The 24,833-nt window shown below is 71.0% G+C and carries 22 protein-coding genes and 1 pseudogene; 18 read left to right on the top strand and 5 right to left on the bottom strand.

The genetic code is table 11. The features are described 5' to 3' along the window. Positions 1–138 precede the first annotated feature (138 nt). From AB0N07_RS42515 to AB0N07_RS42495, 5 genes are all read left to right on the top strand, one after another. Positions 139–918, top strand: coding sequence for a nucleoside 2-deoxyribosyltransferase (locus AB0N07_RS42515; protein ID WP_365844808.1), 780 nt, complete (start codon positions 139–141; stop codon positions 916–918). 163 nt (positions 919–1,081) lie between these two features. Further along, entirely contained in the window at positions 1,082–2,872 is a 1,791-nt protein-coding gene (locus AB0N07_RS42510) for an AMP-binding protein (RefSeq protein WP_365844806.1), read from the top strand. Further along, positions 2,869–4,005 carry a beta-ketoacyl synthase N-terminal-like domain-containing protein gene (locus AB0N07_RS42505; protein WP_365844804.1) on the top strand — a complete coding sequence of 379 codons (1,137 nt, stop codon included), beginning with the start codon at positions 2,869–2,871 and terminating at the stop codon, positions 4,003–4,005. The genes AB0N07_RS42510 and AB0N07_RS42505 overlap by 4 nt, the downstream gene beginning before the upstream one ends. Further along, positions 4,002–5,027 carry a beta-ketoacyl synthase N-terminal-like domain-containing protein gene (locus AB0N07_RS42500; RefSeq protein WP_365844802.1) on the top strand — a complete coding sequence of 342 codons (1,026 nt, stop codon included), beginning with the start codon at positions 4,002–4,004 and terminating at the stop codon, positions 5,025–5,027. The genes AB0N07_RS42505 and AB0N07_RS42500 overlap by 4 nt, the downstream gene beginning before the upstream one ends. Next, on the top strand, positions 5,024–6,025 hold the full coding sequence (locus tag AB0N07_RS42495; protein WP_365844800.1) for an alpha/beta fold hydrolase: 1,002 nt from the start codon (positions 5,024–5,026) through the stop codon (positions 6,023–6,025). The genes AB0N07_RS42500 and AB0N07_RS42495 overlap by 4 nt, the downstream gene beginning before the upstream one ends. A gap of 80 nt (positions 6,026–6,105) precedes the next feature. On the opposite strand, the gene AB0N07_RS42490 is transcribed toward AB0N07_RS42495, so the two are convergent. Continuing rightward, complete coding sequence (locus AB0N07_RS42490) at positions 6,106–6,495, bottom strand: hypothetical protein (protein ID WP_365844798.1); 390 nt, start codon at positions 6,493–6,495, stop codon at positions 6,106–6,108. Positions 6,496–7,026: 531 nt separating this feature from the next. Here AB0N07_RS42490 and AB0N07_RS42485 point away from each other — a divergent pair. Further along, on the top strand, positions 7,027–8,127 hold the full coding sequence (locus AB0N07_RS42485) for a phosphotransferase (protein ID WP_365844796.1): 1,101 nt from the start codon (positions 7,027–7,029) through the stop codon (positions 8,125–8,127). A 181-nt stretch (positions 8,128–8,308) separates the two neighbouring features. Here the strand turns inward: AB0N07_RS42485 and AB0N07_RS42480 are convergent, their stop codons facing one another. Both AB0N07_RS42480 and AB0N07_RS42475 read right to left on the bottom strand, forming a co-directional pair. Further along, entirely contained in the window at positions 8,309–8,836 is a 528-nt protein-coding gene (locus tag AB0N07_RS42480) for an NUDIX hydrolase (RefSeq protein ID WP_365844794.1), read from the bottom strand. A 236-nt stretch (positions 8,837–9,072) separates the two neighbouring features. Further along, positions 9,073–9,633: an NUDIX domain-containing protein gene (locus AB0N07_RS42475; RefSeq protein ID WP_365844792.1), complete on the bottom strand. Its 561-nt coding sequence runs from the start codon at positions 9,631–9,633 to the stop codon at positions 9,073–9,075. Positions 9,634–10,002: 369 nt separating this feature from the next. Here AB0N07_RS42475 and AB0N07_RS42470 point away from each other — a divergent pair, with 369 nt between their 5' ends. The 8 genes and pseudogenes from AB0N07_RS42470 (at position 10,003) to AB0N07_RS42435 (ending at position 17,649) form a co-directional block, all read left to right on the top strand. Then, the gene (locus tag AB0N07_RS42470; RefSeq protein WP_365844790.1) at positions 10,003–11,943 is read left to right on the top strand and encodes an ABC transporter ATP-binding protein; all 1,941 of its coding nucleotides are present in this window, start codon (positions 10,003–10,005) and stop codon (positions 11,941–11,943) included. Positions 11,944–12,396: 453 nt separating this feature from the next. Beyond that, a complete protein-coding gene (locus tag AB0N07_RS42465; protein WP_365844788.1) occupies positions 12,397–13,281 on the top strand; it encodes a phosphotransferase in 885 nt (294 codons plus the stop codon). Beyond that, entirely contained in the window at positions 13,278–13,751 is a 474-nt protein-coding gene (locus tag AB0N07_RS42460; protein WP_365844786.1) for an NUDIX domain-containing protein, read from the top strand. Before AB0N07_RS42465 ends, AB0N07_RS42460 begins: the two co-directional genes overlap by 4 nt. Further along, positions 13,748–15,046 (top strand): MFS transporter, encoded by a 1,299-nt coding sequence (locus AB0N07_RS42455; RefSeq protein WP_365844784.1) that lies wholly within the window; start codon positions 13,748–13,750, stop codon positions 15,044–15,046. Before AB0N07_RS42460 ends, AB0N07_RS42455 begins: the two co-directional genes overlap by 4 nt. Next, positions 15,043–15,621 (top strand): class I SAM-dependent methyltransferase, encoded by a 579-nt coding sequence (locus tag AB0N07_RS42450; RefSeq protein ID WP_365844782.1) that lies wholly within the window; start codon positions 15,043–15,045, stop codon positions 15,619–15,621. Before AB0N07_RS42455 ends, AB0N07_RS42450 begins: the two co-directional genes overlap by 4 nt. Positions 15,622–15,653: 32 nt before the next feature. After that, positions 15,654–16,196 (top strand): annotated as a pseudogene (locus tag AB0N07_RS42445) (class I SAM-dependent methyltransferase); the annotation flags it as partial. 5 nt (positions 16,197–16,201) lie between these two features. Beyond that, positions 16,202–16,813 carry an NUDIX hydrolase gene (locus tag AB0N07_RS42440; RefSeq protein ID WP_365844810.1) on the top strand — a complete coding sequence of 204 codons (612 nt, stop codon included), beginning with the start codon at positions 16,202–16,204 and terminating at the stop codon, positions 16,811–16,813. 50 nt (positions 16,814–16,863) lie between these two features. Next, entirely contained in the window at positions 16,864–17,649 is a 786-nt protein-coding gene (locus AB0N07_RS42435; protein WP_200723496.1) for a PIG-L family deacetylase, read from the top strand. Here the strand turns inward: AB0N07_RS42435 and AB0N07_RS42430 are convergent. Together AB0N07_RS42430 and AB0N07_RS42425 are read right to left on the bottom strand one after the other, a co-directional pair. After that, entirely contained in the window at positions 17,641–18,159 is a 519-nt protein-coding gene (locus AB0N07_RS42430) for a GNAT family N-acetyltransferase (protein ID WP_365844780.1), read from the bottom strand. The genes AB0N07_RS42435 and AB0N07_RS42430 overlap by 9 nt on opposite strands. Before the next feature lie 151 nt (positions 18,160–18,310). Beyond that, the gene (locus AB0N07_RS42425) at positions 18,311–19,627 is read right to left on the bottom strand and encodes a helix-turn-helix transcriptional regulator (protein ID WP_365844778.1); all 1,317 of its coding nucleotides are present in this window, start codon (positions 19,625–19,627) and stop codon (positions 18,311–18,313) included. 351 nt (positions 19,628–19,978) lie between these two features. On the opposite strand from AB0N07_RS42425, the gene AB0N07_RS42420 reads away from it, so the two are divergent. The 4 genes from AB0N07_RS42420 (at position 19,979) to AB0N07_RS42405 (ending at position 24,818) form a co-directional block, all read left to right on the top strand. Then, positions 19,979–21,148: a cytochrome P450 gene (locus AB0N07_RS42420; RefSeq protein ID WP_365844776.1), complete on the top strand. Its 1,170-nt coding sequence runs from the start codon at positions 19,979–19,981 to the stop codon at positions 21,146–21,148. A gap of 77 nt (positions 21,149–21,225) precedes the next feature. Further along, a complete protein-coding gene (locus AB0N07_RS42415; RefSeq protein WP_200723492.1) occupies positions 21,226–22,635 on the top strand; it encodes a peptide ligase PGM1-related protein in 1,410 nt (469 codons plus the stop codon). A gap of 14 nt (positions 22,636–22,649) precedes the next feature. Next, entirely contained in the window at positions 22,650–23,630 is a 981-nt protein-coding gene (locus tag AB0N07_RS42410) for an aspartyl/asparaginyl beta-hydroxylase domain-containing protein (RefSeq protein ID WP_365844774.1), read from the top strand. Between the two features lie 39 nt (positions 23,631–23,669). Then, positions 23,670–24,818, top strand: a complete 1,149-nt coding sequence (locus AB0N07_RS42405) for a glycine amidinotransferase (protein WP_200723490.1) — start codon at positions 23,670–23,672, stop codon at positions 24,816–24,818. Positions 24,819–24,833 lie beyond the last annotated feature (15 nt).

Below are 24,833 nucleotides of genomic sequence, written 5' to 3'. Positions count from 1 at the left end.
ATCCGTATCCGCTCCGGGAAGCCATCCCCCACCACATGATCACGAGCCACAAGCCCCGGATCCTAAAGGATCACCCGGCAAGGAAGCGACGTTGGAGGGCTCCCAACGCGACGGATCGAGAAGAAGGAGAACAGCACAGTGGCGTCAGAAGGCAGAATCCTGGTCCACTTCGGCCCGGAACACGTCAGCGTCCACCGCTCCCAGGGCAGCGGACTGCAGCTCCTCACGAGGGAAGGGCTTCCGTTCGGAGCCGGCCTCGCTGGCGAGGCGTTAGCGGAGCGCGTCGGCGAGTTCTGCGCCGGGCTCAAGGAGTACGCCGAGGCCGTCGACAACAAGAGCACGCGGGTGCACGCCACCGGGGTCTTCCAGCAGCTCCCGCAGCCGGAAGCGGCCGCGCTGGTCAACAGCGTCTACGTCGGCACAGGCCTGTACTTCAACATCGTGGGGCCCGAACTGGAGCGGTTCTACCTGGACACGGCCGTGGCCGCCTGCGGTTCGAACGACATGCTGGAAGGCCTGACCCGGCGGGAGTTCCGGACGGCCGTCGTCTGCGGCAGCTTCCAGCAGTGGCTGGAGCCCATCGAGGGCACCATCGCCCGGCTGCGCGAGACCAGCACCGAGGTGCTCAGCCCCCGCAGCACCAGGATCAAGCCGGAGACCGAGGGCACCGACTTCATCCTCTTCGACTACCAGGACCAGCTGAAGAACGAACGCGACACCTGGCGGCACAAGTACGTGCACATGGACGCGTTCCGGCAGGCCGACGCCGTCGTCGTGTGCAACCCGGGCGGTCGCGTCGGAAGCGGCACCATCTTCGAGCTCGGCTTCATGTCCGCACTCGGCAAGAGGGTCATCTTCACCGAGGAGCCCCAGGGCGTGTCGGTCTCCTTCCCCTGCGAGGTGGGCCTGGGCGCCTGAGCCCAACCTGCTGAGGACTGCCGCACCCCACCCCGTTCCCGAATCTTCGCCCGGATCAGGTCTCGGTGAACGGTGCAGTCCCCGGAACAGGTCGCCTGCTCATCCTCTCTGTCCAACCCGGCCCCGCTTCTCGGCTACGAAGATACGGAAAGGACTCCCGCCGGTGGAACACATCGACATAGCACGCGACAGGCTGCGAGAGATCGTGGCGTCTGTCCTTGAGGTGGACAAGGAAGCCATCGAGCCTGGTGCCCAGTTCTACGAGGAGCTCGGCATGAGCTCCTTGGAGAAGACCGAGGTCGTGGTCGCGGTCGAGCGCGAGTTCGGAGCCCTGTCCGCGCAGGAAGCGGCAGCCTTCACCAGCCTCGACGCCGCGGTGGCCGTGCTCGGCGAGCGGGCGAGGAGCCGCCAGGGTGTCGACGTCGACTTGATCGACCGCCTGGTGGCGCGCCATGTCTCCGCCGGCCGGGGCGACCGGGCCAGCTACCTCGACCCCCAGGCCGGGGCGATCACCTACGCGGGCCTCCTGGAGGCAGCCCGGGGGTACGCGGGCGCCCTGCGGGCAGCACGAGTACCCGAGGGCGCCCGCGGCCTCCTGGTCGCCGACGACTCCGTGGCGACCGTGGCCGCCGTCCTCGGCCTGTGGTGGCACGGCTGCATCCCTGTGGTGATCAGCCCGGTGCTCACGGACGACGAAGTCCGCTACATCGCCGCCGACTGTGCCGCCGCGATGGTGCACTTGGACGCAGCTCCCGCGCGCCAGCGCGCCCTGGAGGAGCTGTTCACCACGACCACCCGCTTCGCCGGCGCCGACGTCCGCGCCGGCCTGGCGGCGGCCTCGGCCGGCCCCGCGCACCGCCCGCAGGAGGCCGGGCTCCCCACCGCGTGGAGTGCGGGGAGCGAGGCGCTCGTGCAGTACACCTCCGGCAGCACCGGCATGCCCAAGGGGGTGAGGCACTCGGCGGGCGCGATCGCGGCCATGGCCGACGGCGTCGGCACGGTCCTGGAGCTGACGCCCGATGACACCGTGCTGTCCAGCGCCCGCATGTCCTTCGGCTACGGCTTCGGCAGCTCCGTCCTGTGCCCGCTGGCGGCCGGCGCCCGCGTCGCGCTCATCAGCGGCACCGTCGACGTCCACTCCCTCGCCGCCGCGCTGCAGCACCACCGGCCCACCGTGCTGTTCTCGGTTCCACGGCTGTACGCGGCGCTGCTGAACGCCTCCGTGACGGAGCCCGCTCCCGGCAGCGTCGACTCCGTGCGGCTGTGCGTGGCCGCGGGCGAGAACCTGCCCGGTCCGCTCAGCGAGCGGATCCGCGCCGCATTCCAGGCCGAGCTGCTCAACGGCCTCGGCGCGACCGAGGTCCTCTATATCGTCGTCGGCACCTCGCCGAAGGAGGACCGGCCGGGGACCTTCGGGGTCCCGGTGCCCGGGATCACCGCGACCGTCCGCGCGGCGGACGGCACGCCCGTCGCCGACGGGGAGGAGGGCCGGCTGCACATCGCCGGCCCGACCGTCGCCCTGGGCTACATCGGCCGGCCGGAGGCCGCAGCGGCGACCTTCGCCGACGGCGGCGCCTACACCGGCGACGTGGTGCGCCGTGCGCCGGACGGTACGTTCACCCATCTGTGCCGCGCCGATGACGTGCTCAACCTGGGTGGCTACAAGGTCGTGCCGAGTGAGATCGAGAGCGTCGTCCGCGGTGTCGACGGGGTCCAGGACTGCGTGGTGGTCGGTGGCCGCGACGCCGACGGCCTGGAGCAGGCCGTGGCGTACCTGGTGGCCCGGCCGGGAACCGACGAGGCCGTGGTGCGGCGCGCGGTAACCGCCGCGATCCGTGGCGGGCTCGCCGCCTTCAAGCGCCCCGCCCGTCTGGAGTTCCTCGACGAGCTCCCGACCACGTCGACCGGCAAGGTGGCCGCCTTCGAGCTGAGGAAGGCGGCAGCCCGATCATGACCTGGGACATCACGGGCATGTCGGCCGTCGCCAACGTCGGCGCCACCCCCAGCAAGATCTTCGCCGCGCTGTGCGCGGGTCGGGAGAGCCGCAGGCCCCTGATGGCGTTCGACCCGGACAAGTACCGGGCGGCGTACGCCTACGAGATCGACGACCTGCCCGAGGGCGGCGGCGACCTGCCGCGGCGTGCCACCCGCTGGCTGACCACCGTCGTGCGCCAAGCGGCCGCCGACGCGGGCCTGGGCGAGGACCTGGCCCAGGTGCCCGTGCTGGTCGGGACGACTATGCGCGAGCAGCGCAGCCTCGAACTGTGGTGGCGCGATGGCGCGGACGTCGTGCTCGAGGACCTGCACTTCGGCACCGCACTGGCGGCGGCCTTCGGGGCGTGCACCACGTACACCTTCGCCAACGCCTGCTCCGCGTCGCTGTATGCGCTCGGCCTGGCCACCGACATGATCGAGGGCGGCCTGGCCGACACGGTCGTCGTCGCGGGCACCGACGCCGCTACCGAGGGCGGCTTCGGCACGCTCGACCGGGTGCAGAACGACCTCCCCGACGCGCTGCGCCCCTTCGACGTCACGCACAAGGGCATGCTGATGGGGGAGGGCGCGGCGGCCGTCGTCGTCCAGCGCGCCGGTACCGGGAGCGGGCCCGTGCACGCCCGGGTGCGCGGTGTGTCCATGGGCTGCGACGCCCACCATGCCACCGCGCCCGACCCCGACGGCATCACCCGCGCGGTGCTGGACGCCCACCGCAGAGCTGGGGTGCGGGCGAGCGACATCGACCTGGTGATGCTGCACGGCAGCGGCACCCCCCGCAACGACACGACGGAGGCGAGCGTCCTTCGCCAGATCTTCCAGGGCGCGGGCGCCGGTCCACGGATGACCGCCATCAAGGCGATGACCGGCCACACCCTGGGCGGCTCGGGACTGCTCAGCCTCGTCATGGCGGTGCTCGCCATGAAGAACGAGACGGTCCCCCCGATCCTGGGACTGACCGATCCGATCCCCGAGGCCGCAGGGCTGGGCCTGGTGCAGGGCAGCCCCACCGCCGACGACCTGAGCCTCGCTCAGATCGACGCGTTCGGCTTCGGCGGGATCAACGCCGTCGCGATCGTGGAGGCAGCCCGATGAACGCGACGAGCACCACGCACACGAGGAACCCGAACGCCCGGGAGGTCGTCGTTACAGGTACCGGCCTGGCGCTGCCCGGTGTCGCGACGTACGTCGACCTCCTCGGACCGCTGCCGGGCGAGGGCGGCTTCGACCCGGCCACCGGACTGATCGGACGCGAGCTGCGCCACAAGGACCGCGCGTCCCGGCTCGCCCTGCGCGCGGCCGAGTTCGCCCTCCACGACGCCGGTCTGACCGACGCCGACGCCATGTTCACGGGCGCGGCCGACTCGACCACCGTCGTGGTCAGCACCAACCTGGGCAACGCGGACAGCGTCTGCGAGGCCACCGACACCATCGCGACGGCAGGCGTCATGGGTCTCAGCCCCTTGGGCCTGCCCCAGACGTCAAGCAACGTCATCGCCGGCTGGGTGGCCATCCGCTACCGGCTGCGCGGCCCCAACCTCACGGTCTGCAACGGCGCAACGAGCGGGTTGGACGCCGTGGCCTGGGCCCAGAACCTCATCATCGCGGGGCGCGCCGAAGCAGCCGTCGTCGTCGGCGTCGAACCCGCCAACCACGTGGTGACGAAGGTCCTCGGCCAGCAGTCCACCGACGCGGCGGTCGCGGTCGTACTGGAACCCGCGGACGCGGCCGCTTCCCGGGGCGCACGGCCCCGCGCCACGATCACCGACTACGCACGGGCCCGGAACCTTGCCGCAGCGCTGGTCGGCGCCGGGGTGACCGAGGAGGGGCCCGTCGGACTATGGCTCGCGGACGAGGCGGAAGCCGCCGAGGCCGGGAAGAGCCATCTACTCGCAGCCCGCCGCCGGATCGACCTGGAATCCCAGCTGGGCCCGCTGTCCGGGGCGCTCGGCGTCCTGCAGTGCGCTGCCGCGGCCGCCTACCTGGAGGGCGGCGCCACCGGCAACGTTCTGGCCACGGCCGGAGGCCCGCGCCACGACGCGACGGCCGCCCTGCTGCTGACCCCGCCGCCAGCCCTTCGCCCATCCACGCAGGAACGAGGACAACAACACCCATGACCACGACGAGCGTGACCATCGAGGAGCTCCGCACCCTGATAGCCGTCGTACTAGAGACCGAGCCCGAGGAGGTCACCGACGACGCGCACTTTGCCCACGAACTCGACATCGACTCGCTGCTCATGCTGGAGATCTCTACTCGCGTGGAGAGCGCGTTCGGTGTCCCGGAGAACGCCGTGGCCGCCAGCGACGCCACCACCCTCGCCGAGCTGCACGCCTTCCTCACCTCGCACCTAACCCTCGAGACGCCGACTTCCCCGCTCATCCGCCCCAGGCCGGTGAGCAACCCAGCGGTGCGCCTGTTCCTGCTCCACCACGCCGGCGGCTCACACCTGCTCTACCGGGGCTGGGCGGAGCACTTCCCCGAGGACTGGGAACTGTGCATCCTTGAGGCCCCCGGCCGAGGCACCCTGCAGGCCCTGCCGCTGATCGACAACTGCGACCAGCTGGTCGACTACTTCCACGTCGCCATCGCACCGCTGCTCGACCGGCCCTTCGGGTTCTTCGGCCACAGCATGGGCGCACTGATCGCCTACCAGCTCACCCGCCGACTCCTCCACGAGGGGGAACCGCTCCCCACCTGGCTGGGGGTGTCCGCCTACGGCGCCCCGCGAGGCGACGCCGGCGCCGCCAGCAGCCCTCACCTGATGGCCGACGACGAACTGCGCGCCTGGCTGCGGAGCGGCGGCGGCAGCCCACCGCAGCTCCTCGACAACAACGACGTCTGGCGCAAGTTCGCCCCGGTGTTCCGCAGCGACTTCAAACTCGTGGACACCTGGACTCCGCCCCGCAGCGCCGAGCCGCTGCCCGTACCGCTCACGGCATTCACGGGCCTGCACGACAATCTGATCGGTGAGGACCGACTCGTCGCCTGGCGGAGGCTCACGACGGACTTCCGCGGACTCGAGAGGCACGACGGCGGCCACTTCTACCTGATGGACCACCAGCAGCGCATCGCCGCCGCCATCATGGCCGCGATGCGTTCCGCAGCTCCTTGAGCCCGCTCGCATCGCCACGCCACCTGCCGGACGATCAACTCCAGCGAGGTGCCAGCGGGGGTACGGGGCGAGTCCTCGGGTCAGGCGTCGGGGTCGACCTCGGGGTGCGTGAACCGCACGGGCCGGCCCAGCGACCGGGCGTAGGCGATCTCGGACCGGGTGCTGTCACCGATGTAGTCGCCGACAACGAGCACCTCATCAGCAAGCAAGATCTTCGACCGGTGCAACGCGTCGAGTCGAACCTTCAGCGCCTCGGCCTCGACAGGATCGGACCAGAGTTCGTGCGATGACTTCAGGTCGCAACCCGGCTTGACGACAATCCGTCCGGCTTCGGTCTCCCGCACATCGGCCTCAGCCATTTCGGCCATGAAACGAGTGGAGCCGCAAATCGCAACAATTCGTGGAAAGCTCAGCTGCTTCTTCGCCTCGGCCAGCTTTTCCTCGGGGGTGATCACTTGCGGGGATGACACTGATTCCTCCTGGTGGTACGGCCCGAGGGATGCCTGCGGAGACGAGAACGAAGGCGCCCAAGCTCATCTTTCGGTGAACGACGTGGACACCCGTGCGCTCGCACTTTATGCGAAGGGCATCCCTACCCGGCGCGGCGCCCGCCGGTCGGCTTTGCGCCCCGCCTGTGCGATGCCGAACTGGTCGCCCTCGCCCCGAAGAGCCGGTGTCGGTTACTGCGTTCATCGCCTCTATCAGCCGCTTCACGCGGCAAGGGGCCGCGGTGTCGGTTTGGTCGGCCGGTCCCCTGCCGTCGGCTGGTGGCGATCCCGGGCCGGGGCTCGGGTACTGCGACAACCCGAACGAGGGAGGCGCAATCAGATGACCGCGTTGACGACGCGTTGTCCGTCGGCGACCTTGTGGCCCAGGCGCGGCCCGCCGCGGCCCGCTGAGCCCCTGGCGGCCACGGTCCGTGCCCGCCACCGGATCGCCCCGACCACCTGGCGCCTGCCCATCATCTGACCGCTATTGCTGTGCGCTTTGACGAGGAGACCATGTCCACCGCATCTCAGCAGCCCACCTCCAAGCCTCTCGCCGCGCCTTCCCCGCCCGGCCGCACCGCGGAGGAGGAGCAGATCATGGCGGTCGCCGCCACGCTGGTGTTCGCGTACGGGCGGCACCCGGCAGACATCATGCGTATTCCGGAAGGCACCGCGACGGACAACTACGTCGTCGTGGACCAGGCGGGTCGGCGGCACTTCGCCAAGGTCTACCGCACTCGGGAACACCTGGACCTGGAGCGGACGTCGGTCGAACTGTCCGAGTACTGCGCAGACGGAGGTGTCGCGACCGCGCGGGCAATCCGCACGCGCGAGCACGAACTCATCGAGACCCAGGGCCGCCTGCCCATGTCCCTTTGGTCGTACGTGCCCCACACCGAGACCGCCGAAGGCGGCCTCACGGGAGCACGGTGGGCAGCCGCCGGCACAGCAATGGGCCGCCTCCACAGCCGGCTCGCCGCCCACCCCACCGCCGCCCCCACCATGGAACCCGGTGCCGCGGTGTGCGACGTGGCCGCCTCACGGGACCGCTTCGAGCACCTGATCCATGCGTACCAGCACATGCCCAGGCTCGGGGAATTCGAGACGTGGGCGCTTCAAGCGGCCCGTGAGCGACAAGCCATCTTGGGGGACGTCCAGCGCGCCCTCGCTTTGCTTCCACAGCTGACCGTCCAGGTCCTGCACGGCGACACGGCCGGCCCCAACGTCCTGTTCAAGGAGAAAGAGATAGCCGCGATCGTGGACTTCCGACCGCCCGCACCCGGGTACCTCGCCTGGGAGATCGCGCGTCTTGGCTGCGACCCCAAGAGCGTGCTGGACAACAGTGCGGAGAGCTGGCTCGCCGGATACACCGATCTCACCCTGGCCTACCGGGACGCCAACCCGAAGGCGTCCGTGAACGACCTCGTGTCCTCGCTTCGTGTCGGCTGTGCAGCCATGCTCTGCTCAGCCTTTCCTTTGTCGGTACCAGTGGAACGACCGCACATCGTCGACGCCGCTATGGAGGCCTACGGGCGGGTGCGGCACGAGGCAGCTCTGATGCTCCTGGACCGGCTCCCTGACATGGAGGAGGCCCTGCGTGACGCTCTTCGCTGAGTTCATGGCCCCCATTGCCGGCGTACCTCACGCAAGCAGCAACCCCGGACAGCGAACTCGCCTGTCCGGGCCCGCGGTAGCAGCAGGGCACTTAAGGGCCAGCCGAGGGCGCAGAGTCGGCGCGTCAAGCTCGGCATGGAGCCGGGCGGCGGCCGCGGTAGGTCAGGAGAGTGGGCTGCGATCATCTGGTGAGCTGGTCCACCCGGAGCAAGTCGTCGGGGCTGATGTGGATCGCGGCGATGTTGGCGAGCCACTGCATCCACACCGGCTCGATGCCGGGCGCGGCCTCGAACTCGGCGTCGGTGATGTGTCCCCGGGCATAGGCCACCGTCCGGTCTGCCAGCTCCTGCAGAGCATCGGGAGGGATCCAGCGGACGTTCTTCGTCTCGTGGGCGCTCGGGGTGAGGTCGCCGGTGACGGTGGCCCGGTAGACGGTCCATTCGTGGCGGTGACCGGTGCTGCGCGCGCCGGGAAGGCGGCGGCATGGGTTGTCCCGCCAGCCGCCGGTGACACGGGTGAGGCCGGTGACGGTGAGGCCGAGCTCTTCCTCGACCTCGGCGCGGGCCGCGTCCTCGGCGGTCCCGTGGTCGTCGATATGACCGGCGGCAGGTGCCGTGCCAGGTGGGAAGGTGGCGCGGTCGAACATCAGGCAGCGGCCTTGGTGATCGGTGATGACGATGCCGACCGAGGTGTTGTCGCAGGTCTTCATGGTCTCGTTCCCGGTGAGTGCTGGAGGTCAGGCGGTTACGAGCAGAAGATGGCGAACCTCGCCGAGGCCACCGCCGGGACCAAGCCGGACGACGTCACGGTGACGAGTTGGCTCGTGATCGTCGCCGAGCTCCCGGAGGAGGCGTGACGCCGATCGCGCCCGCCCCAGTGCCTTCTGCAACGGGATGTTCCCTGCCCGTTAGCTGGCCGCCACGAGAGCTTCCGGTGGTGCAGGGGTTACCTGATTCCGGTCGATGTGATGACCGCCCGCGCGATCCGGGATCCGACGAGGCGCTCCGCCACATCGAGTGGGTACCAGGCGGCGCCGGTCACCTCGGATTCCTGGATACGTCCGACCTCGGCGTCGCCCGTCGCGAAGGCATAACCGATGTCCAGGTGGTAGTGGTCCGGCTCGTCCTTCGCGGGCCTGGCCGGCACCTGGCCGAACTCGAGATAAGCGGGGTGCGCCGAGACGGGGACAACCTGTTCGGGGTCGATGCCGGTCTCCTCGGACAGCTCCCGCATGGCTGCGCCGATCAGCGTCGTATCGGTCGGTTCAAGATGACCGCCTGGCTGCAAAGTGATCCCGTACGCGAGGTGTTCGATCAAGAGGACCTCGGTGTGGTCCCGAACCAGCAGCGCGCCGGCGGTGACGTGCATCGGGAAGGTACGCCGCGAGGCGAACCCTCGGCCTTCGGCCAAGAGCCGCAGCGGCTCGCCCAGTTGTCCGGCCTCTTGCGGGTAGCGCTCCAGATAGGCGGTGAGCACTCCCGCGATTTCGGAATCAGTGATCGCCACAGGTTATCGCCCTCAGCTCAGCCCGAAGATGGGTTCCGCCGGGATGTGCCGCTCGAGGGCGGCCATCAAGCACGTGCACAGTCAGCTCCACGAGGGTCGTGCCGTTCCGGAAGCCCCGCACTCTACAAGCCCGACGGGCCCCATACGCACCAACGTGCCCGTTGGCGTGCGGCGCTTGCGAACCTCGGCGATTCGGCCAACCGCCTTTGGTGTCAGTGCCGTTGCGCGAGCTGGGTCGGTGCAGCTTCCACGGTTCCTCGAACGCTCTATCCCGGGACTTCAGGACCGACCGAAAGACGTGTGTTCGATATCAGGGCTGTGTCGTTGAGCCTCGCGAACCAGCCGTGACCGACCGACAGGGGGATCGACTTGACCTCGGGCAGCACAGCCGCACAGCCGAGCACGGACGAAGCGGAGGGGACTCCACCGGACAGCGGGGGCGCGGCGCAGGAGGAGGAGTTCCAGTACCGGGACGAGTCCCGGCTCCAAGCCGGCGCGCAGATGACGACGACCACGATGGCACGGCGCCTGCCCGTGCTGGTGCGAAGGTCGTTGCGGATGGCGTGGCAGGTGGACCGGGGCGCGACGGCCGGGCTTCTCGCGTGCCAGATCGGCACCGGCGTGCTGGCCGCGCTGGGCCTGTTCGCCGTCACCGGCACCCTCACCGCGCTGATCTCCTCCGGCGACATCACCGAACGGCTGAGGGAGGCGGCGCCGCAGCTGGCCGTCATCGCCGTGGCTGCCGGGCTGCGGGCCCTGCTGGGGGTCACGGTGACCTGGCTGACCGGGCGGCTGCGGCCGGTGCTCGCCCGGGCCGCGGAAGTCAGCATGGTCGAGGCGGCTCTCGGCGCCGAGGCCGCGGCGAACAACAAGCCGGGGTACAACGACCAGTACGACATCGCCGACCGCGGCGCCCAGGTCACCCCCGACCTCGTCGAGGAAGCCCAGGACGTGCTGGCCGCCACGGCGACCCTCGCCGCCGGTGCCACGGTCCTTACCGTGATCCACCCGGTTCTGCTGCCTCTGCTTCTCCTGGCGTGCCTGCCGCAGGCCGCCGCGTACGTGCGCGCGGCCCGCGTGGTCTATCTCGCGGGCCTGGAGACGTCGGGGCGCCGCCGGATGCTGCACAAACTGCGCTGGCACATGTCCTACATGGAGTCGAGCGAGGAGATGCGGGCCTGCCTGGCCGGCCCGTTCCTCCTGGGTCGTTATCGGCGCCTGGCCGCCTCCGTCAACGTCTCCGAGCGCGAGGCCGCGAACACCGGGGCCTGGATGGGCCTGGCCGGCGCGGCGGCCGGCGGAGTCGCCTCGGCGGCGGTCTGGGCGACTCTGCTGTGGCTGCTGGTCTCCGGCCGGATGGACCTGGCGGCAGGCGGCGGCGCGGTCTTCGCCTTGCAGACGGCGACCGGTTCCGTGCGGGGCATCATCAATGGCGGGGCCCGGCTGGTGCGCACCGGCTGGTACGTGCAGGACTGGCAGAACTTCATCGACAACGCGCATGGGCAGGCGATGGTGGCCTCCCGTGGCTCCGAGGTGCTGTCGGCGCCGCCGGAGCGGTTCGAGGTCCGCGATGTCACCTACCGGTACGACGGTGCGGTCAAGGACAGCCTGACCGGGGTGTCGCTGAAGGTACGTCGCGGGGAAATCGTGGCACTCGTCGGGGAGAACGGGTCCGGGAAGACGACCCTGTCCCGGCTGATCTGCGGGCTTCTCCTACCAACCTCCGGGGAAGTGGCCTGGGACCACAAGAGCACCGCCCGGCTGGAGCCGTGGGAGGCGTGGAAGAACGTAGCGGTGGCACCGCAGCGGTTCACCTACCTGCCGCTGACGCTGCGCGACAACGTCACCCTGGGGCAGGGCGACACCAGTGACGCCGCGCTCATGGCGGCCTGCGAAGCCTCCGGAGCCGCGGACATGCTGCCCGCCCTGCGTTCCGGCCTCGACACCCTCCTGACCAGCGAATGGTTCGGCGGCCACCAACTGTCCGGCGGGCAGTGGCAACGCGTCATCTTGACCAGGGCATTTCACCGGAAGGCCAGCCTGTTGGTGATGGATGAGCCCACGGCCGCGCTCGACGCCCGAGCTGAGCACCACGTCTTCACCGGCTTGCGGGACCTGGCCAAGGACCGCGCCATCCTTCTGATCACGCACCGCCTGGCCAACGTTGCCGTGGCCGACCGGATCGTCGTTCTCGACCAGGGCCGCCTGGTCCAGGAGGGGACGTATGCGCAGCTCACCCGCGAACCCGGGCTCTTCCGGACCCTGTGGGAACTGGAGCAGCGCACCGGCGGGGCGCCCGATCCGATCTAGGATCCGCGGATTCGTTAGCAATTCCGCGTGATCATGAGCACTGTCCTTGCAATTCCGCGGTTCGGTGAGCAATGGATCTTGTGACCTGCGGTTTCTACACGACACTCGACCGCGAAGACCGTGCGCACCACGCCGGATTGCTCATGATCCGGCGACGGGCTCCGTCATCAGCAGTGCTCACCGCTGCCGGCACCGCAAGTCAGGAGCCCGCGAATGCTCACGAATCCGCGAAACCTACATTCGACCTGATCCCCGCCCGCAGTCCTGAACCGGCTACGGCCGTCCACAACTGCCGGGGTCGGCCGACCCGCCGGCCTGGTCGGCCGATCCGGCACCCCGACGAGCAACGCGACCGACACCCCCGGGAGGAACCGTGTTCCCCGATCTCACCGAATCTGATGGCGGTAGGCCCTGCCGCTCCGCCGTCCCGCGCCCGGGCGCGAGGTGTGCCGGATGAGCTCGACGAAGCCGCTGCCCGCGGCCCTGAAGCGTTGGGCGGAACAACGGATCGGCCCCGTCGTGTCCGTCCGCGACGCCTCGCACGACTGGGACCGCTCCCGGGTGTGGGACCTGGAGGGCGAACGCGGGGTTCACCACTACCTGAAGGTCTCGCCCTCGGTGAAGTTCTTCACCCGCGAGAGCCGGGCCTACCGTCATATCGTCCCCGCACTCGGCCACACCCGGGCGCCCCACCTCATCGACAGCCGCGCCCAGGACCTGGCCCTGCTGCTCACCGCGGTCCCCGGCGCTCCCGCGAAGGAACTCGGCTTGGACGCCGCCCAGTGGCGGACCGTGCACCAGCAGGCCGGAGCACTCTGCGCCCGGCTCCACGAGGCGGGAGAGCTCGACCGCGGCGACCGTGCGGAGGCCGAAGCCTCTTTGTCCGCCGCCGCTGACGGAGCGGAGAAGTACCTGGCTCGCGTCGGGGACCGGCTCGACCATGACGAGCAGCAGTTGGTCCGGGAACATGCCGCACGTCTTCGCCGCGTCGGCCCGGTACCCGTTGGCTATGTCCATGGCGACAACCAGCCGAGGAACTGGCTGTGGTCCACGAGCGGGCTCGCCCTCGTCGACTTCGAACGCGCCCGGCCGGCCGCCCGCGTCCAGGACTTCGTCATCCTCGCGACCACCCAGTGGGCCGACCATCCGGACCGCGAGCAGGCGTTCCTCCGGTCCTACGGGCGGGAGTTGTCCGACGCTGAGCGACACGCGCTGCGCTGCCTGAGCGCGCTGGACGCGGTCAACTGCCTGGCCTGGGGCCCGGACAACGGTGACGCCGAGGTCACCGCCCGCGGTCGGCGGACCCTGGACCGGCTCCTGAAGGAGGCCCGGCCGTGAGCGCCGTACACCGGAGTATCGGGAACGTCATGGTCCTGCTCCAGCGTCCCGCCGACGGCCGAATCCTGACCGTCCGGCACCAGGCAACATCGTGGCACTCCCCTGGAATGCTCACGGTCGTCGGAGGACGCCTCGAGGATGGCGAGTTCCTCGACGAGGGAGCGGCGCGCGAGCTCGCCGAGGAAGTCGGCATCCACATCAGCCCGGACCGCCTGCGGTTCTGTCAGCTGCTCCACTTCCACGCAGCGGACGGTGAGCGGGTGATCGGCGCCGTCTTTACCGTGCGGGAGTGGGAAGGCACCCCGTACAACCGCGAGCCGGGCACGCACACCGAGCTGGTGTGGGTCGACCCGGCCGCTCCGCCGCCCGACTGCCACCCCTTCACCCACGCGGTGCTGGCCCACTTCTCCACCGGCCGGCTCTACGCCAATGTGATCGCCCCGGAACTGCTGGACGGTGAGGCCGGGTGACGACCTCCACCCAGACGGCCAAGGCCGCGAAGGCCACCTCGCCGGATCTGCGCCGCTTGGTCGCCAGCGAGTGCGCGAGCCTGTCCGGATCCGCAGTCAGTACCGTCGCCCTCCCCACCCTGGCCGTACTGGAACTCCACGCCTCCACCACACAGATTGCCGGGCTCGCCTTCCTCGGCCAACTGCCGAACGCCGTCGTGGCGCTCCCGGCCGGCGCGCTCTCGGACCGGTACGCCAAGCGCCCCCAGATGATCGCCGCGGACCTCACCGCCGCCGCGGGCCTCGCGACCATCCCGGCCGCCGCCTTCGCCGGGGTGCTCGGCATCGGCCAGTTGTACGCGGTCGCCGTAGTCCTGGGCATCACCAAGATCGTGCACGATGCGGCCGCCATCAGCTACCTGCCCGTCCTCGTCGAACCTCACCTGCTGCAGCGCGCGAACTCCCGGCTCGGCGCGGCCTCGTCGGTGGCCGACAGCGCGGGCAGCAACGCGGGCGCCGCGCTGGTCGGCGCCGTCGGCGCAGCCCGCTCTGTCCTCGTCGACGTCCTCTCCTACCTCGTCTCCGCTCTTCTCGTGTGGCGCATCCGCACCCCCGAGCCGGTCGCCGCTCCATCCGAAGGCCGTCGGACCCTCGCGCGGGACATCGGTGAGGGCCTGCGCTACGTGGTCGGGCAGCCCACGATCCGCACGGTGATCGCGGCCCTGTCCACACTCAGCTTCGGCCTGGCGGTCATGAACACGTACTGGGCGTACTACCTGCTTGTCGCCGACCTGCACGTATCCCCGACGGCGTTCGGCGTGATCATGGGCGTCGGCGGCGCGGGCAGCCTGGCGGGGGCGCTCCTCGCCCCACGCATCGCGTCCCGATTCGGCATCGGACCGACGATCATCATCGGGTTCGCGGTGAGCCCGCTGGCCCAGATCCCCCTTCTGCTCGCCGGACCCGGACTGCGCTGGCAGATCGCGCTCGCCGGGACGCTGGCCGTTCAGCTGTTCTGGGCCACAGCCTCCGGGACGAGTCAGAGGTCCCTGAGGCAGATTCTGTGCGAGCCCCGCTTCCAGGGCCGCATGCAGGCCGCGAGCACCACGGTGACCGCCGGAGCCCGGCCCCTCGCCGCCGCGGCCGCCGGCGCCCTGGTCCTCTTCCTCGGCGTACGCGGCACCCTCACCGTCGGGGCGGTCCTCCAGATCGTCCCCGTGATCCTTCTGCTCGCCTCCCCTGTCCGCGCCCTGCGGGACATGCCCGTCCCGCCCGCGCGCACCGCCGTGCCACCCGCCCGTGAAGGAGCCTCATGACGACGACCGCGACCGCCGCGTACTGGGAACCGCTCTGGGCAGGAGGTCGTAGGTATCGGCAGCTCGACGGCCCCGAGAACCGGCTGATGGACCAATACCTCGGCCCCGGCCGCGGACGCCCGGCGCTCGACATCGGCTGCGGCGACGGCGCCCTGGCCCGCCATCTTCACCACGAGCTCGGATACCGCACCACTGGCATCGACATCTCCCCCAGCGCCGTCGCACTCGCCGCCGCCCACGACGACGGCCCCGCCCCCGGTCCCGTGTGGCGGTGCGTCGACATCACCACCAGCGACCTCACGGCGCTGTCGGAGCCCGCGTACGCGGTCATCACCTGCCGCCTGGTCTACCGGTGGATGGACGACAAGGCGGCCTTCCTCAACCGCGTCCGCCACCTCCTTGTCCCCGGCGGGACGTTCTGGGTGGTCACCGAGATCGCCGGACGCCGCGAGAGCACCGACCCCCTCCACGGTCTCGGGATCAGCCCCGCCGAGGCCGAAATCCTCACCGCCGGCTGGTCCGCTGCCCAGGCCGCCGACCTCGACGTGCTCCGCTGCTACGCCCTGCGCCCCTGACTCCCACTCACCCCTTTCCGCTGGAGGACTCGGTGACCACCGAGAAGGACACCCTCGACATCTGGAACACCTACGGCACCCACCAGTTGACCAGAGGACTTCAGCTGCCGGAGCTGGACCGGTGGGACTGGGGAATCCCGGACATCGGCCCCGGCATCAGCGTCCTCGGCGAGGTGGCGGGACTATGTGTCCTCGACCTCGGCAGCGGCCTCGGCCGGCACGCCGCGCACCTGGCCACCCTGGGCGCCGAGGTCACCGCCGTCGACGCCTCACCCGCCCAGCACCAGCGCGCCCTCACCCGCTACCCGGACCACCCCGGCCTGCACCTGGTGTGCGCCGACGCGGTGGCCCACCTGCGTGCTGCCGACCCGTACGACCTGATCTACTCCGTCGGCTCCGTGCCGTACCTGGACCCGGACCGGCTGGTGCCCGCCCTGGCCAACGGGCTCAAACCGGGCGGACGCCTGGTCTTCTCCGCGCTGCACACCAACTCCGGCGGCGCCGGGCCCTCAACCGAGGTGACCCCGCGCCCCGAGATCCTGCGGCTGCCCGGCACGACCGAGGACCACCCGGTGAACATGTGGGTCCTCAGCGTGCAGCTCTGGGAGGACCTCCTGGTCCAGCACGGCCTCACCCTGGAAACGGTCACGGCGATCGACTCCCCGACGGCGGACAACGCGGTCTCCTACCGGCTGTACACGGCCCGCCGTCCGGAACGCGTGCCCAGCCGCCCCCGCAGCAGCGCACCTCCTCCGCCAAACACCGCCCTCGGAGTCGGCGTGATCGTGCACGGCCCGGACGGCATCCTGCTCGGCCAACACCGGCGCCGTACCTGGGAGCTTCCGCCGGCGGGACCGTCGAACCGGGCGAGACCTTTGCCGAGGCCGCTGTTCGCGAGCTCCGCGAGGAAGCCGGCCTCGTGGCCGAGCCCGACGGCGTACAGGTGCTGGGCACGCTCCTGGACCGGGTGGGCGACGTCGTACGGCTGACGGTGCCCGTCCTGGTCACCCGCTGGTCCGGCATTCCCCAGCAACGAGAGGAGGCCATAGGGTCCTGGCGGTTCTGGCCTCTTACCGCGCTGCCCCAGCCGCTGTTCGTTCCCAGCGCCCAGTGCCTGATCGCCTGGGACGCCACCCTCCCGCTCGATCACCCGCCCGCCCACTTCCAGCCGTACGCCTCCCCCGGCCGGTAGGCCGCCACCGACCACGCCCGCGACCGCGTTCGCCAGAAAGGGCCTTACCCGTGCCTCCGTCCTCTTCCGCGCCCCGGCCTTCCCTGCTGGGCGTCTTCGGCCATCCGGACGACGAGTCTCTCCTGGCCGGCGGCATCCTCGCGCAGCACGCCGCCGCGGGCGCCGCGACCGCCGTGGTCACCGCCACCTGGGCGCCCGACAGCCACCGGGCCGGTGAACTCGCCGACGCCCTGGACATCCTGGGAGCGGGCACGCCGCGCATGCTGGGATTCGCCGACGCCCGCATCCCCGACTCCGCGCCCAACCGGCCCCGGCTCTGCGACGCCCCGCTGGAGGAGGTGGCGGGGCTGATCGTCGAACACATCCGCGCCGTACGGCCACAGGTCGTCGTCACCCACGACGCCTACGGCCAGCTGACCGGCCATCCGGACCACCTCCGCACCCACCAGGCGGCCCTGCTGGCGTTCCACGCCGCGGGCCTGGAGCACCTCTACCCGCAGACCGGGGAGCCGTGGCAGCCCGATGCGCTGTACGCCGCGACGCATCCGGATTCGGGGGTGGGCGAACTGGGTGTGCTGTTGACGCGGGTCGGCAAGAAGGTACTCAGCGTTCCGGACGAGCACGTCACCGAGACGGTCGACGTGAGCGACTGCACGGACCTGAAGTTGGCCGCGATCCTGGCGCACCGCAGTGAAGCGGCGCGGGAGCGGCCCCTTCCCGGAATCCTGTCCCGGCTTCCCGCAGCGGAGCGGGAGTCGATCATCGCGACGGAGTACTTCACCCTCCTTGGCAGGAGGCCGGCGCCGGACGGGGCGGTCCCCCGGCTATCACGGTGAGCTGCTGCCGAGGGCCTTGGTCATAGCCCGGTTGACCCGGGGGTCGCGTCCGGCGACGTAGGAGGGACAGAGGTGGTAACCGGCGCGGTGGTAGAGGGCAAGGGCGACCGAGTTGCGCCGCCCGGTCTCCAGCATGATCCGCGTTGCCCCGCGGCTGGCAGCGTGCTGTTCGAGGCGTTCGAGGAGGTACCGGCCGATTCCGTGGCCGCGGGCGACGCCAGAGACATACATGCGTTTGATCTCCGCGGTGTGCTCGTCGAGAAGGCGTACGCCTCCGCACCCGACCGCCTCGTCGCCGACGTGCGCGATGAGGAACAGGCCGGCGGGCGGGTCAAAGTCCGCCTCGGGGGTGGCGTCCGGGTCATCGGCAAAGCCATAGAGGCCGAGCTGTTCGGCGCGTAGAGCCTGGGTCAGGCGGCGCGCGTCCGGGTGGTCGTAGGACGCAGCGGTCACGGAGGGCGTCAGGCGTATCGCGGCCGGGGCGTCGGAGGCGGTGGGCACGAAGGACATGAGGCCGATAGTGCCCTGTCGACGGCGGTGAGCGCACGGGTGCAGGTGCGCGCATACGGACGCCTGCTGAACGACGGATCTGGCGCGGGAGGCTACGCCAGCGTATGGGACCGAACCCCGGGGGCCGCCGCCGACTGCGCCATGGTCTCGGTCAACCAGCCCGCAGCCGGTCCAGGAGTTCGCCCACGCCGGCGACGCCCGCATGCTGGGACAGTACCGGCTCCAGATCCCTGATCATGGTCACGCACCGGGGGGCGTTGATCCGGGTGGCCAGGTCCAGGGAGCGCGTCGCGGTGGCTGCGGCGATCTCCGGATCACCGTCCTGTAGATAGGTCTCGGCCTGGTAGGTCAGGAACACGGCACGTGTTTTGGAGCGGTGATCGGGCAGCAGGGCAATGCCCTCGTCCATGAGCTGGTGGGCTTGTCGGCGCTGGACAAGTTCGGCGAGGCAGCGTCCGCCGTCGGCGGCAAGGTCGGCGTACGACATCCACGAACACCAGACGGGCGGCGGGTCGTACGACGGGGCGTCCAGCGCCTTCTCCGCGGCGGTGAGGGCCTGGCGGCACCGGCCGCCCTCGTCAAGTGCGGCAAGAGCGCGGGCCTGACGGAGGTGGAGAAGAGACCGTGCGGTGGGGTGCTGGGTGCGGGGGATGGCGTGTTCGAGGATCGCGGCCGCGGTGCGCGCGTCCTTGAGCCACAGCATCTGATAGGCGAGATCGGAGAGGATGCCCGCGCCGAGGTCGCGCTGCCCGGCGGTGTGGGCGTTGTGCAAGGCGGCGTGCCAGAAACGGCCGGCGGAGGCATGTCGGCGTTCGTCGAACTTCTGCCAGGCGATGGCCTGGGAGAGGGAGGCGGCCAGGGTGTGGAGCCGTTGTTCAACGGGGCGGGTGTAGCGGCCTTCGCTGATGATGTCGGTGACCGTGGTCAGGTGTTCGCCCAGCAGGCGGCGGGTGCGTTTGCGGCGCTGGGTGGCCAGGTGGATCAGCTCGGCGCCGGTGGTCTCCAGCCAGTCGAGCAGTTCGGTGTCGACCGCGAGCCGGGCACCCCAGCGGGGCGGCGGCCCTGATTCGGTGACGGCCCACTGGTAGGCGAAGGCAGCGAGGGCGCCGCTGGTGTAGGCGATGAACGACCGGCGGTCCAGGGAGGTCATCAGGGCCTCTCGGAGGGAGGGGACGGCGTTATGCGGGCCGAGTGGCAGCGGCTTGTCCTGGCCCGGGAGCCAGTTAGGCCAGCCGAGATGGGCGACGGCCGCGTAGTCGATGCCGAAGACCTCGGCGATGAGCGGCTGGGACTCTTCCTCGTCGGGGGTGGCCCGGCCGGTCTCCCACTTGGAAACCCGCGACCCTCTGGTTCCCGACCGCAGGCCGCGGCGTGCGGCGGCCTTCCGGATGCGGCGGGCCAGTTCCTCCTGTGACCATCCGCGCTCATTCCTGGCGTACGCGAGGGGGTGGCGGATCTCGTCGTCCACCAGCCCATTGCACCACCCGCGTCAGCTGCGGGAGAGCTGTTCCAGCAAACCGGGGACAGGGCGGGGATAGGGCGCCGCTCTAGGCGCGGCGGCCCGCGGGCGCTGTACTCGTCGTGGTCTCACCCGGCGCCCGTGCGACCGGACGGACCGGGTGAAGACCGGTGTCCTCACCGTCTTCGTGCCCGCCGGCGAGGGGGCCGCGCAAGCTCCTCGTTCTGGGCGGACGTCTGCTCCGCCGTCGATGCACAGGGAGGGGGCTGCCATGTCGTACGACCACTGAGCCCGAGGTGCCGGGGGCGGGTCCGCGCGGCGGACCCGCCCCTGTCCGTCCGTTTCCGGAAGGGATGCGCGATGTCGTCTGTCACCGACCTCTATGACCCGCTGGACGCCCAGGTCCTGCGTGACCCCTACCCGGTGCTGGCCGAACTGCGGCGCACAACGCCGGTGTTCTGGCACGAGGGGATGGGCTCGTGGGCGCTGACCCGGCACGCCGACTGTGTGCGGGTGCTGAGGGACCACGCCCTATTCGCCCGCGATCCGCGCCGCACCGGGGGGACGGTCCCGGAGCCGTCCTTGAGTGTGCAGACCCTCGACCCGCCGCAGCAAAGCCGCGTGCGCTCGCTGTTCATGACAGCGCTGCGGGCTCAGGACCTCGGGGCCGTTGAGGAACGCGCCCGCCGCTTGGTGGCCGGCCAGTTCGACGTACTGGCCGCGGGCGGTCAATTCGATGTGGTCGCAGAGCTCGCGGTGCCGCTGTCCGTGGCCGTCGTCGCGGACCTGCTCGGGGTCGAGCCCCCGCCGTACGCCGAGTTCGCGGAGGTCTCGGACGCCATCATGCGGAGCATGGACGGCGGCCTGGACCCCTCGCTGGTGGAGCCGGGGCGGATCGCCCGGCAGCGGCTGAGCGAGCTGGTCAACGGCTGGTTCGCCGCCTCGTCCCGGCCGGGCTTGCTCGATGACGTCCGCCGGGCCGCCGGGCCGGATGCCGATCCGCTGGCCCGGCTGTACGTGAAGAACACCGCGAGGGTCATGTTCCAGGGCGGCTACAGCACGATGGCGGCCGCCGTCGGCAACGCTGTGGCCGTCCTCCTCGACCGTCCCGAGGCCCTGGAGCAGATGCGCGATGCCGCGCTGCTGGCCACCGGCGTGGACGAACTGGTGCGCTTCGACGGGCCGGTGCAGGGCACCACCCGCGTGGCGGTGCGCGCGTGCCGGATCGGCGGGGTCGACGTCGCTGCGGGGCAGAAGGTGGTGGCGCTGTTCGCCGCCGCCAACCGCGATCCGGACGCCTTCCCCGGCGCGGACCGGCTGGTGCTGGAGCGCACACCGAACCCGCACCTCGGCTACGGGTGGGGGCCGCACTCCTGCATCGGTACGACCGTCGCCCAAGCGGGCCTGCGCGCCCTGGTCACGGCTCTCGCCTCCTGCACAGCGCGGCTGGTCGCCGCCAGCGAGGGTGTGCGGCGCCGTACGGCGACCATGCGGGCGTATCAGACGCTGCCCGCGCGCCTTCACCGCTGACCCGTCCTCGGCGGCGGCGCCCGCTCGGCTACCGCCGCCGAGGTCTTCCCTCTTCCACCTGCGTCAGGAGATCGGCCGTGCGCATCCTTGTCGGCAACCACATCGACCCGTCCATTCGTGCACGCGGCGACATGCGGGCCTGGACACAGCGTCTGCTGTGGTTCGCCCGCCCCGGTGACCTGCTCGTCCTGTGCTGCGAGCCCGACGACGCGTTCCTCGACTACGCGCTGGCCCACACCGGTGTGAAGCGGAGCGAGCTGGCCGTCCTGGTGGCGCCCGCCGGAGCGTGGGGTGACAAGCTCCTCGACCCGGCCGCGCTCACCGATCCCGGCTTCGTGAAGGCGGTGCGGGGCGCGCTCGACGCTGCGGGCGGACCGGAGGCGGTGAGCGAGGTGTTCGCGCTGTGGCCGTCCGCGTCCGTCGCCCGTTTCGCCGCCGCCCTCGGCATCGAGCGCCGGTTCCCCGGCGCCGCGTTCTTCGCCCAGGGCGGCGGGGAGATCGGCAACAACAAGGCAAACTTCCGGGCCCTGGCGGCGGCCGCCGGGGTGTCGATCCTGCCTGGCCGCGTCTGCCGAAGCCACACCGAGGCCGTCGCCGCGACCGGGGAACTACTGGAGTCGTCCGGAAGCGGGGCGGTCGTGGTCAAGCAGGCCCACAACGGTGCCGGGGTCGGCAACCAGCTCCTCGTGCGCAACCTGGAACTGGCGGTGGACCACGTCGGGGCCCGGCACCTGCACCACCTGGCGCCCGGCCAGGACGGCATCACCGCGTACTGGGATCAGCGCTGGTCGTGGGCGAGCGAGGATGGCCGGTGGCCGGTCGTCGTCGAGACCTTCGCGCCCGGGGCGGACGCGGTGTACTCCGAGCACTACGCCGCCCACACCGGTAGCGAGCCGACCGAGATGGGCCGCTTGCTCTACGTCGGCCGGCGCCTGAGTCACCAGGTCGTCCCCCTCGACGGCGTGAGCGACCCGGTGCGGGAGGCGCTGCTGGACGGGGGCACCCGGCTGGCCGACGCATACCGGGCCTTCGGCTACCGCGGGCACCTGAGCGCGGACGCCCTTGTGCTGCCCGACCAGTCCGTGGTGTTCACGGAGGTCAACGCGCAGGTCTCCGGGTCGCTGCACATTTACCAGCAGATCGCCCGCCACGTCGTGGACGTCGCCGCCGCCCCGCGCCGTCAGGTGGTCGAGTACCACGTCCCGCCCACCTGGACCGTGCCCGACTTCGACGCGTTCCGGTCCGCGCTGGACGAGACGGGCCTGACCTACGACCCAGCCACCCGGACCGGGGTGATCGTGTCGATGCCCGCCATCCCCCTCGCTCCCGGGGCGCCGGTCCAGTTCGTCTTCTGCATCGCCTACGACCCCGCCACCGGCTACGACGACGCGTTCGCCCGGCTCGGCACGCGCTTCCAGACCCTGCCCGCCGGCGCCGTCAACGCCAGCGAGCATGTCGGCCACACGGCCGTGTCCTTCTCCTCCTGACCGGGAGCCCCGCCATGACTACCAGCACGACGGCGGCCGCCGAGGCGGCCCAGCTCACCCCCGCCTTCGACCTCGACGCGGACCGGCTCGCCGCCGAACTCGCGGCCGTCACCTCCCACACCTGGAACGTGCAGCGCACCCACACTTACGGCGGGCAGGTCGGCCAGCCCGCCCCGATCGACTGGCGCGTCCTGCCGCTGCGCAGTCTCGGCGGCGACGCGGAACGCACCGACCCTGGCGGCCCCGGCCCCCAGCCGTTCACGCCGACCCGCTGGCTTGAGCAACTGCCCTACCTCGCCCGCCTCCTGGACCAGGTCCCCGCCCCGCTGAACGCGGTCCGGCTCATGGCGCTCGGGCCCGGCGCCGTCTCCGCCGCGCACTGCGATCCCAAGTACCGGCTCGACCGCGGCCTCGCCCGCCTGCACATCCCCATCGTGACCACACCGGACGCGGTGCTCGTCCTGGACGGCGTCGACCACTGCTGGCAGCCGGGCACCCTGTGGTACGGCGACTTCTCCCGCAAGCACCTGGTGCGCAACACCAGCGACGCGGTGACCCGCGTCCACGTCGTCATCGACGCCCTCCTCACCGCCGAACTCGCAAGCTGGTTCCCCGCCTCCTGGCAAGAGCTGTTCGCCCGCGGGGAGGTCCTGCTCAACCGTCCCGCCCCGACCACCGCGCCCGCGTGGACCGCCGCGCTGCCGTACGACGCCTTCCTGCCCAGCGGGTTCGCGGACTTCGACGCGGCCGCGCCGCTGGACGGCTCCCTCCTGCCCGCCCGCCTCGACCGCGCCGACGGAGACGGCCTCGCCTTGACCGTCGCCGGACGCTGCTTCGCGCTTCTCCCGGCCGGCGACGGTGGCGAGTGGCGGTTCTCCGGCTGGAGCGAACAGCGCACCCTGGCACCCGGCCCCGACGGCGGCCTGCTGCTGCGAGTCCGTCGCGGCCGCGCGCTCGCCGACCGGCACGTGCCCGCCGAACCCCGTACCCCCTGACCCTCGACCGCTCTCCATCGGGAAGGAACCGATCTCGCCATGCGCCTGCACAGCCACGACGACTTCACCCTGCTCAAGGAGGTCATCGTCGGGTCCGCGGAGAACTACCTCGGCCACGACCGCGACCTGAGCTTCGAGCTGTTCCACCACGAGAACATCAGCGGCTTCCGCTCGGACTGGGCCTATCCCCGGCTCGCGCAGAGCGGCACCGGCGCCCGCGGGCAGAACTGGGCCGTCAAGCAGCGCTACGCCGAGGAACTGCACGAGGACGTCGAGAACCTGGCCGCGACCCTCACCGGCCTCGGGGTCACCGTGCACCGGCCGCTTCCGCTGCCGCCCGACGCGGCACGCATCGCGGGCCTGGGCTGGGAGGCGGCTCCCACCCCCGCGCTGAACATCCGCGACAACACCCTCATCGTCGGGGACCAGATCATCGAGACGCCGCCGGCGATCCGCTCGCGGTACCTGGAGACCCAGCTCCTGCACCGTGTCTTCCGCGCGTACGAGAAAGCCGGGGCCCGGTGGACGGTGATGCCGCGCCCAACCCTCACCGATGGCTCGTTCGATCTGTCCTACGCCCGGGACGCCGTTACCACCCTGGGCGGGCCGACCGAGCCGATCGCCGACCCGCAGCCCAGCCCGTACGACGTCGGTCTGGAGATGATGCTCGACGGCGCTCAGGTGCTGCGCCTCGGCCGGGACCTCGTCGTCAACGTCGCCCAGAACAACCACGAGCAGGGCCTCAACTGGCTTCAGCGGCAGCTCGGCCGCGACTACCGCGTCCACCGGGTGTGGCGGATGGCGGACAACCACATCGACTCGATGGTCCTCGCTCTGCGCCCCGGGGTGTTCCTCGCCCGGCACGACGGCATCCGCGACCTGATGCCCGAACCGCTGCGCTCCTGGCGGTACATCGTGCCGCCCGAGCCCGATGCGGGCGCCTTCCCTGTCTACGGCGACGACGACCTGGTCCTCACCAGCCCGTACATCGACCTCAACGTCCTCTCCGTCGATGAGCACACCGTGCTGGTCAATGAGGAGTGCACCGGCCTGGCCAAGACGCTGGAGACCGAGGGCTTCGACGTGGTGCCCGTCCGCCACCGGCACAGAAGGTTGTTCGGCGGCGGGTTCCACTGCTTCACCCTGGACACCTGCCGGGACGGCAGCCTCGTGGACTACCTGTCATGACCGGCGCCGCCGTGT

The sequence above is a fragment of the Streptomyces sp. NPDC051172 genome, from assembly GCF_040682555.1.
Classification (GTDB): Bacteria; Actinomycetota; Actinomycetes; order Streptomycetales; family Streptomycetaceae; genus Streptomyces.
This window is presented reverse-complemented; position numbering and strand designations above follow the sequence as displayed.

Coding starts and splice junctions, on each gene's coding strand:
- AB0N07_RS42420 (WP_365844776.1), top strand. CDS start 19,979: ATGTCGTCTGTCACCGACCTCTATGACCCGCTGGACGCCCAGGTCCTG.
- AB0N07_RS42480 (WP_365844794.1), bottom strand. CDS start 8,836: ATGAAGACCTGCGACAACACCTCGGTCGGCATCGTCATCACCGATCAC.
- AB0N07_RS42410 (WP_365844774.1), top strand. CDS start 22,650: ATGACTACCAGCACGACGGCGGCCGCCGAGGCGGCCCAGCTCACCCCC.
- AB0N07_RS42405 (WP_200723490.1), top strand. CDS start 23,670: ATGCGCCTGCACAGCCACGACGACTTCACCCTGCTCAAGGAGGTCATC.
- AB0N07_RS42485 (WP_365844796.1), top strand. CDS start 7,027: ATGTCCACCGCATCTCAGCAGCCCACCTCCAAGCCTCTCGCCGCGCCT.
- AB0N07_RS42505 (WP_365844804.1), top strand. CDS start 2,869: ATGACCTGGGACATCACGGGCATGTCGGCCGTCGCCAACGTCGGCGCC.
- AB0N07_RS42465 (WP_365844788.1), top strand. CDS start 12,397: ATGAGCTCGACGAAGCCGCTGCCCGCGGCCCTGAAGCGTTGGGCGGAA.
- AB0N07_RS42500 (WP_365844802.1), top strand. CDS start 4,002: ATGAACGCGACGAGCACCACGCACACGAGGAACCCGAACGCCCGGGAG.
- AB0N07_RS42495 (WP_365844800.1), top strand. CDS start 5,024: ATGACCACGACGAGCGTGACCATCGAGGAGCTCCGCACCCTGATAGCC.
- AB0N07_RS42450 (WP_365844782.1), top strand. CDS start 15,043: ATGACGACGACCGCGACCGCCGCGTACTGGGAACCGCTCTGGGCAGGA.
- AB0N07_RS42430 (WP_365844780.1), bottom strand. CDS start 18,159: ATGTCCTTCGTGCCCACCGCCTCCGACGCCCCGGCCGCGATACGCCTG.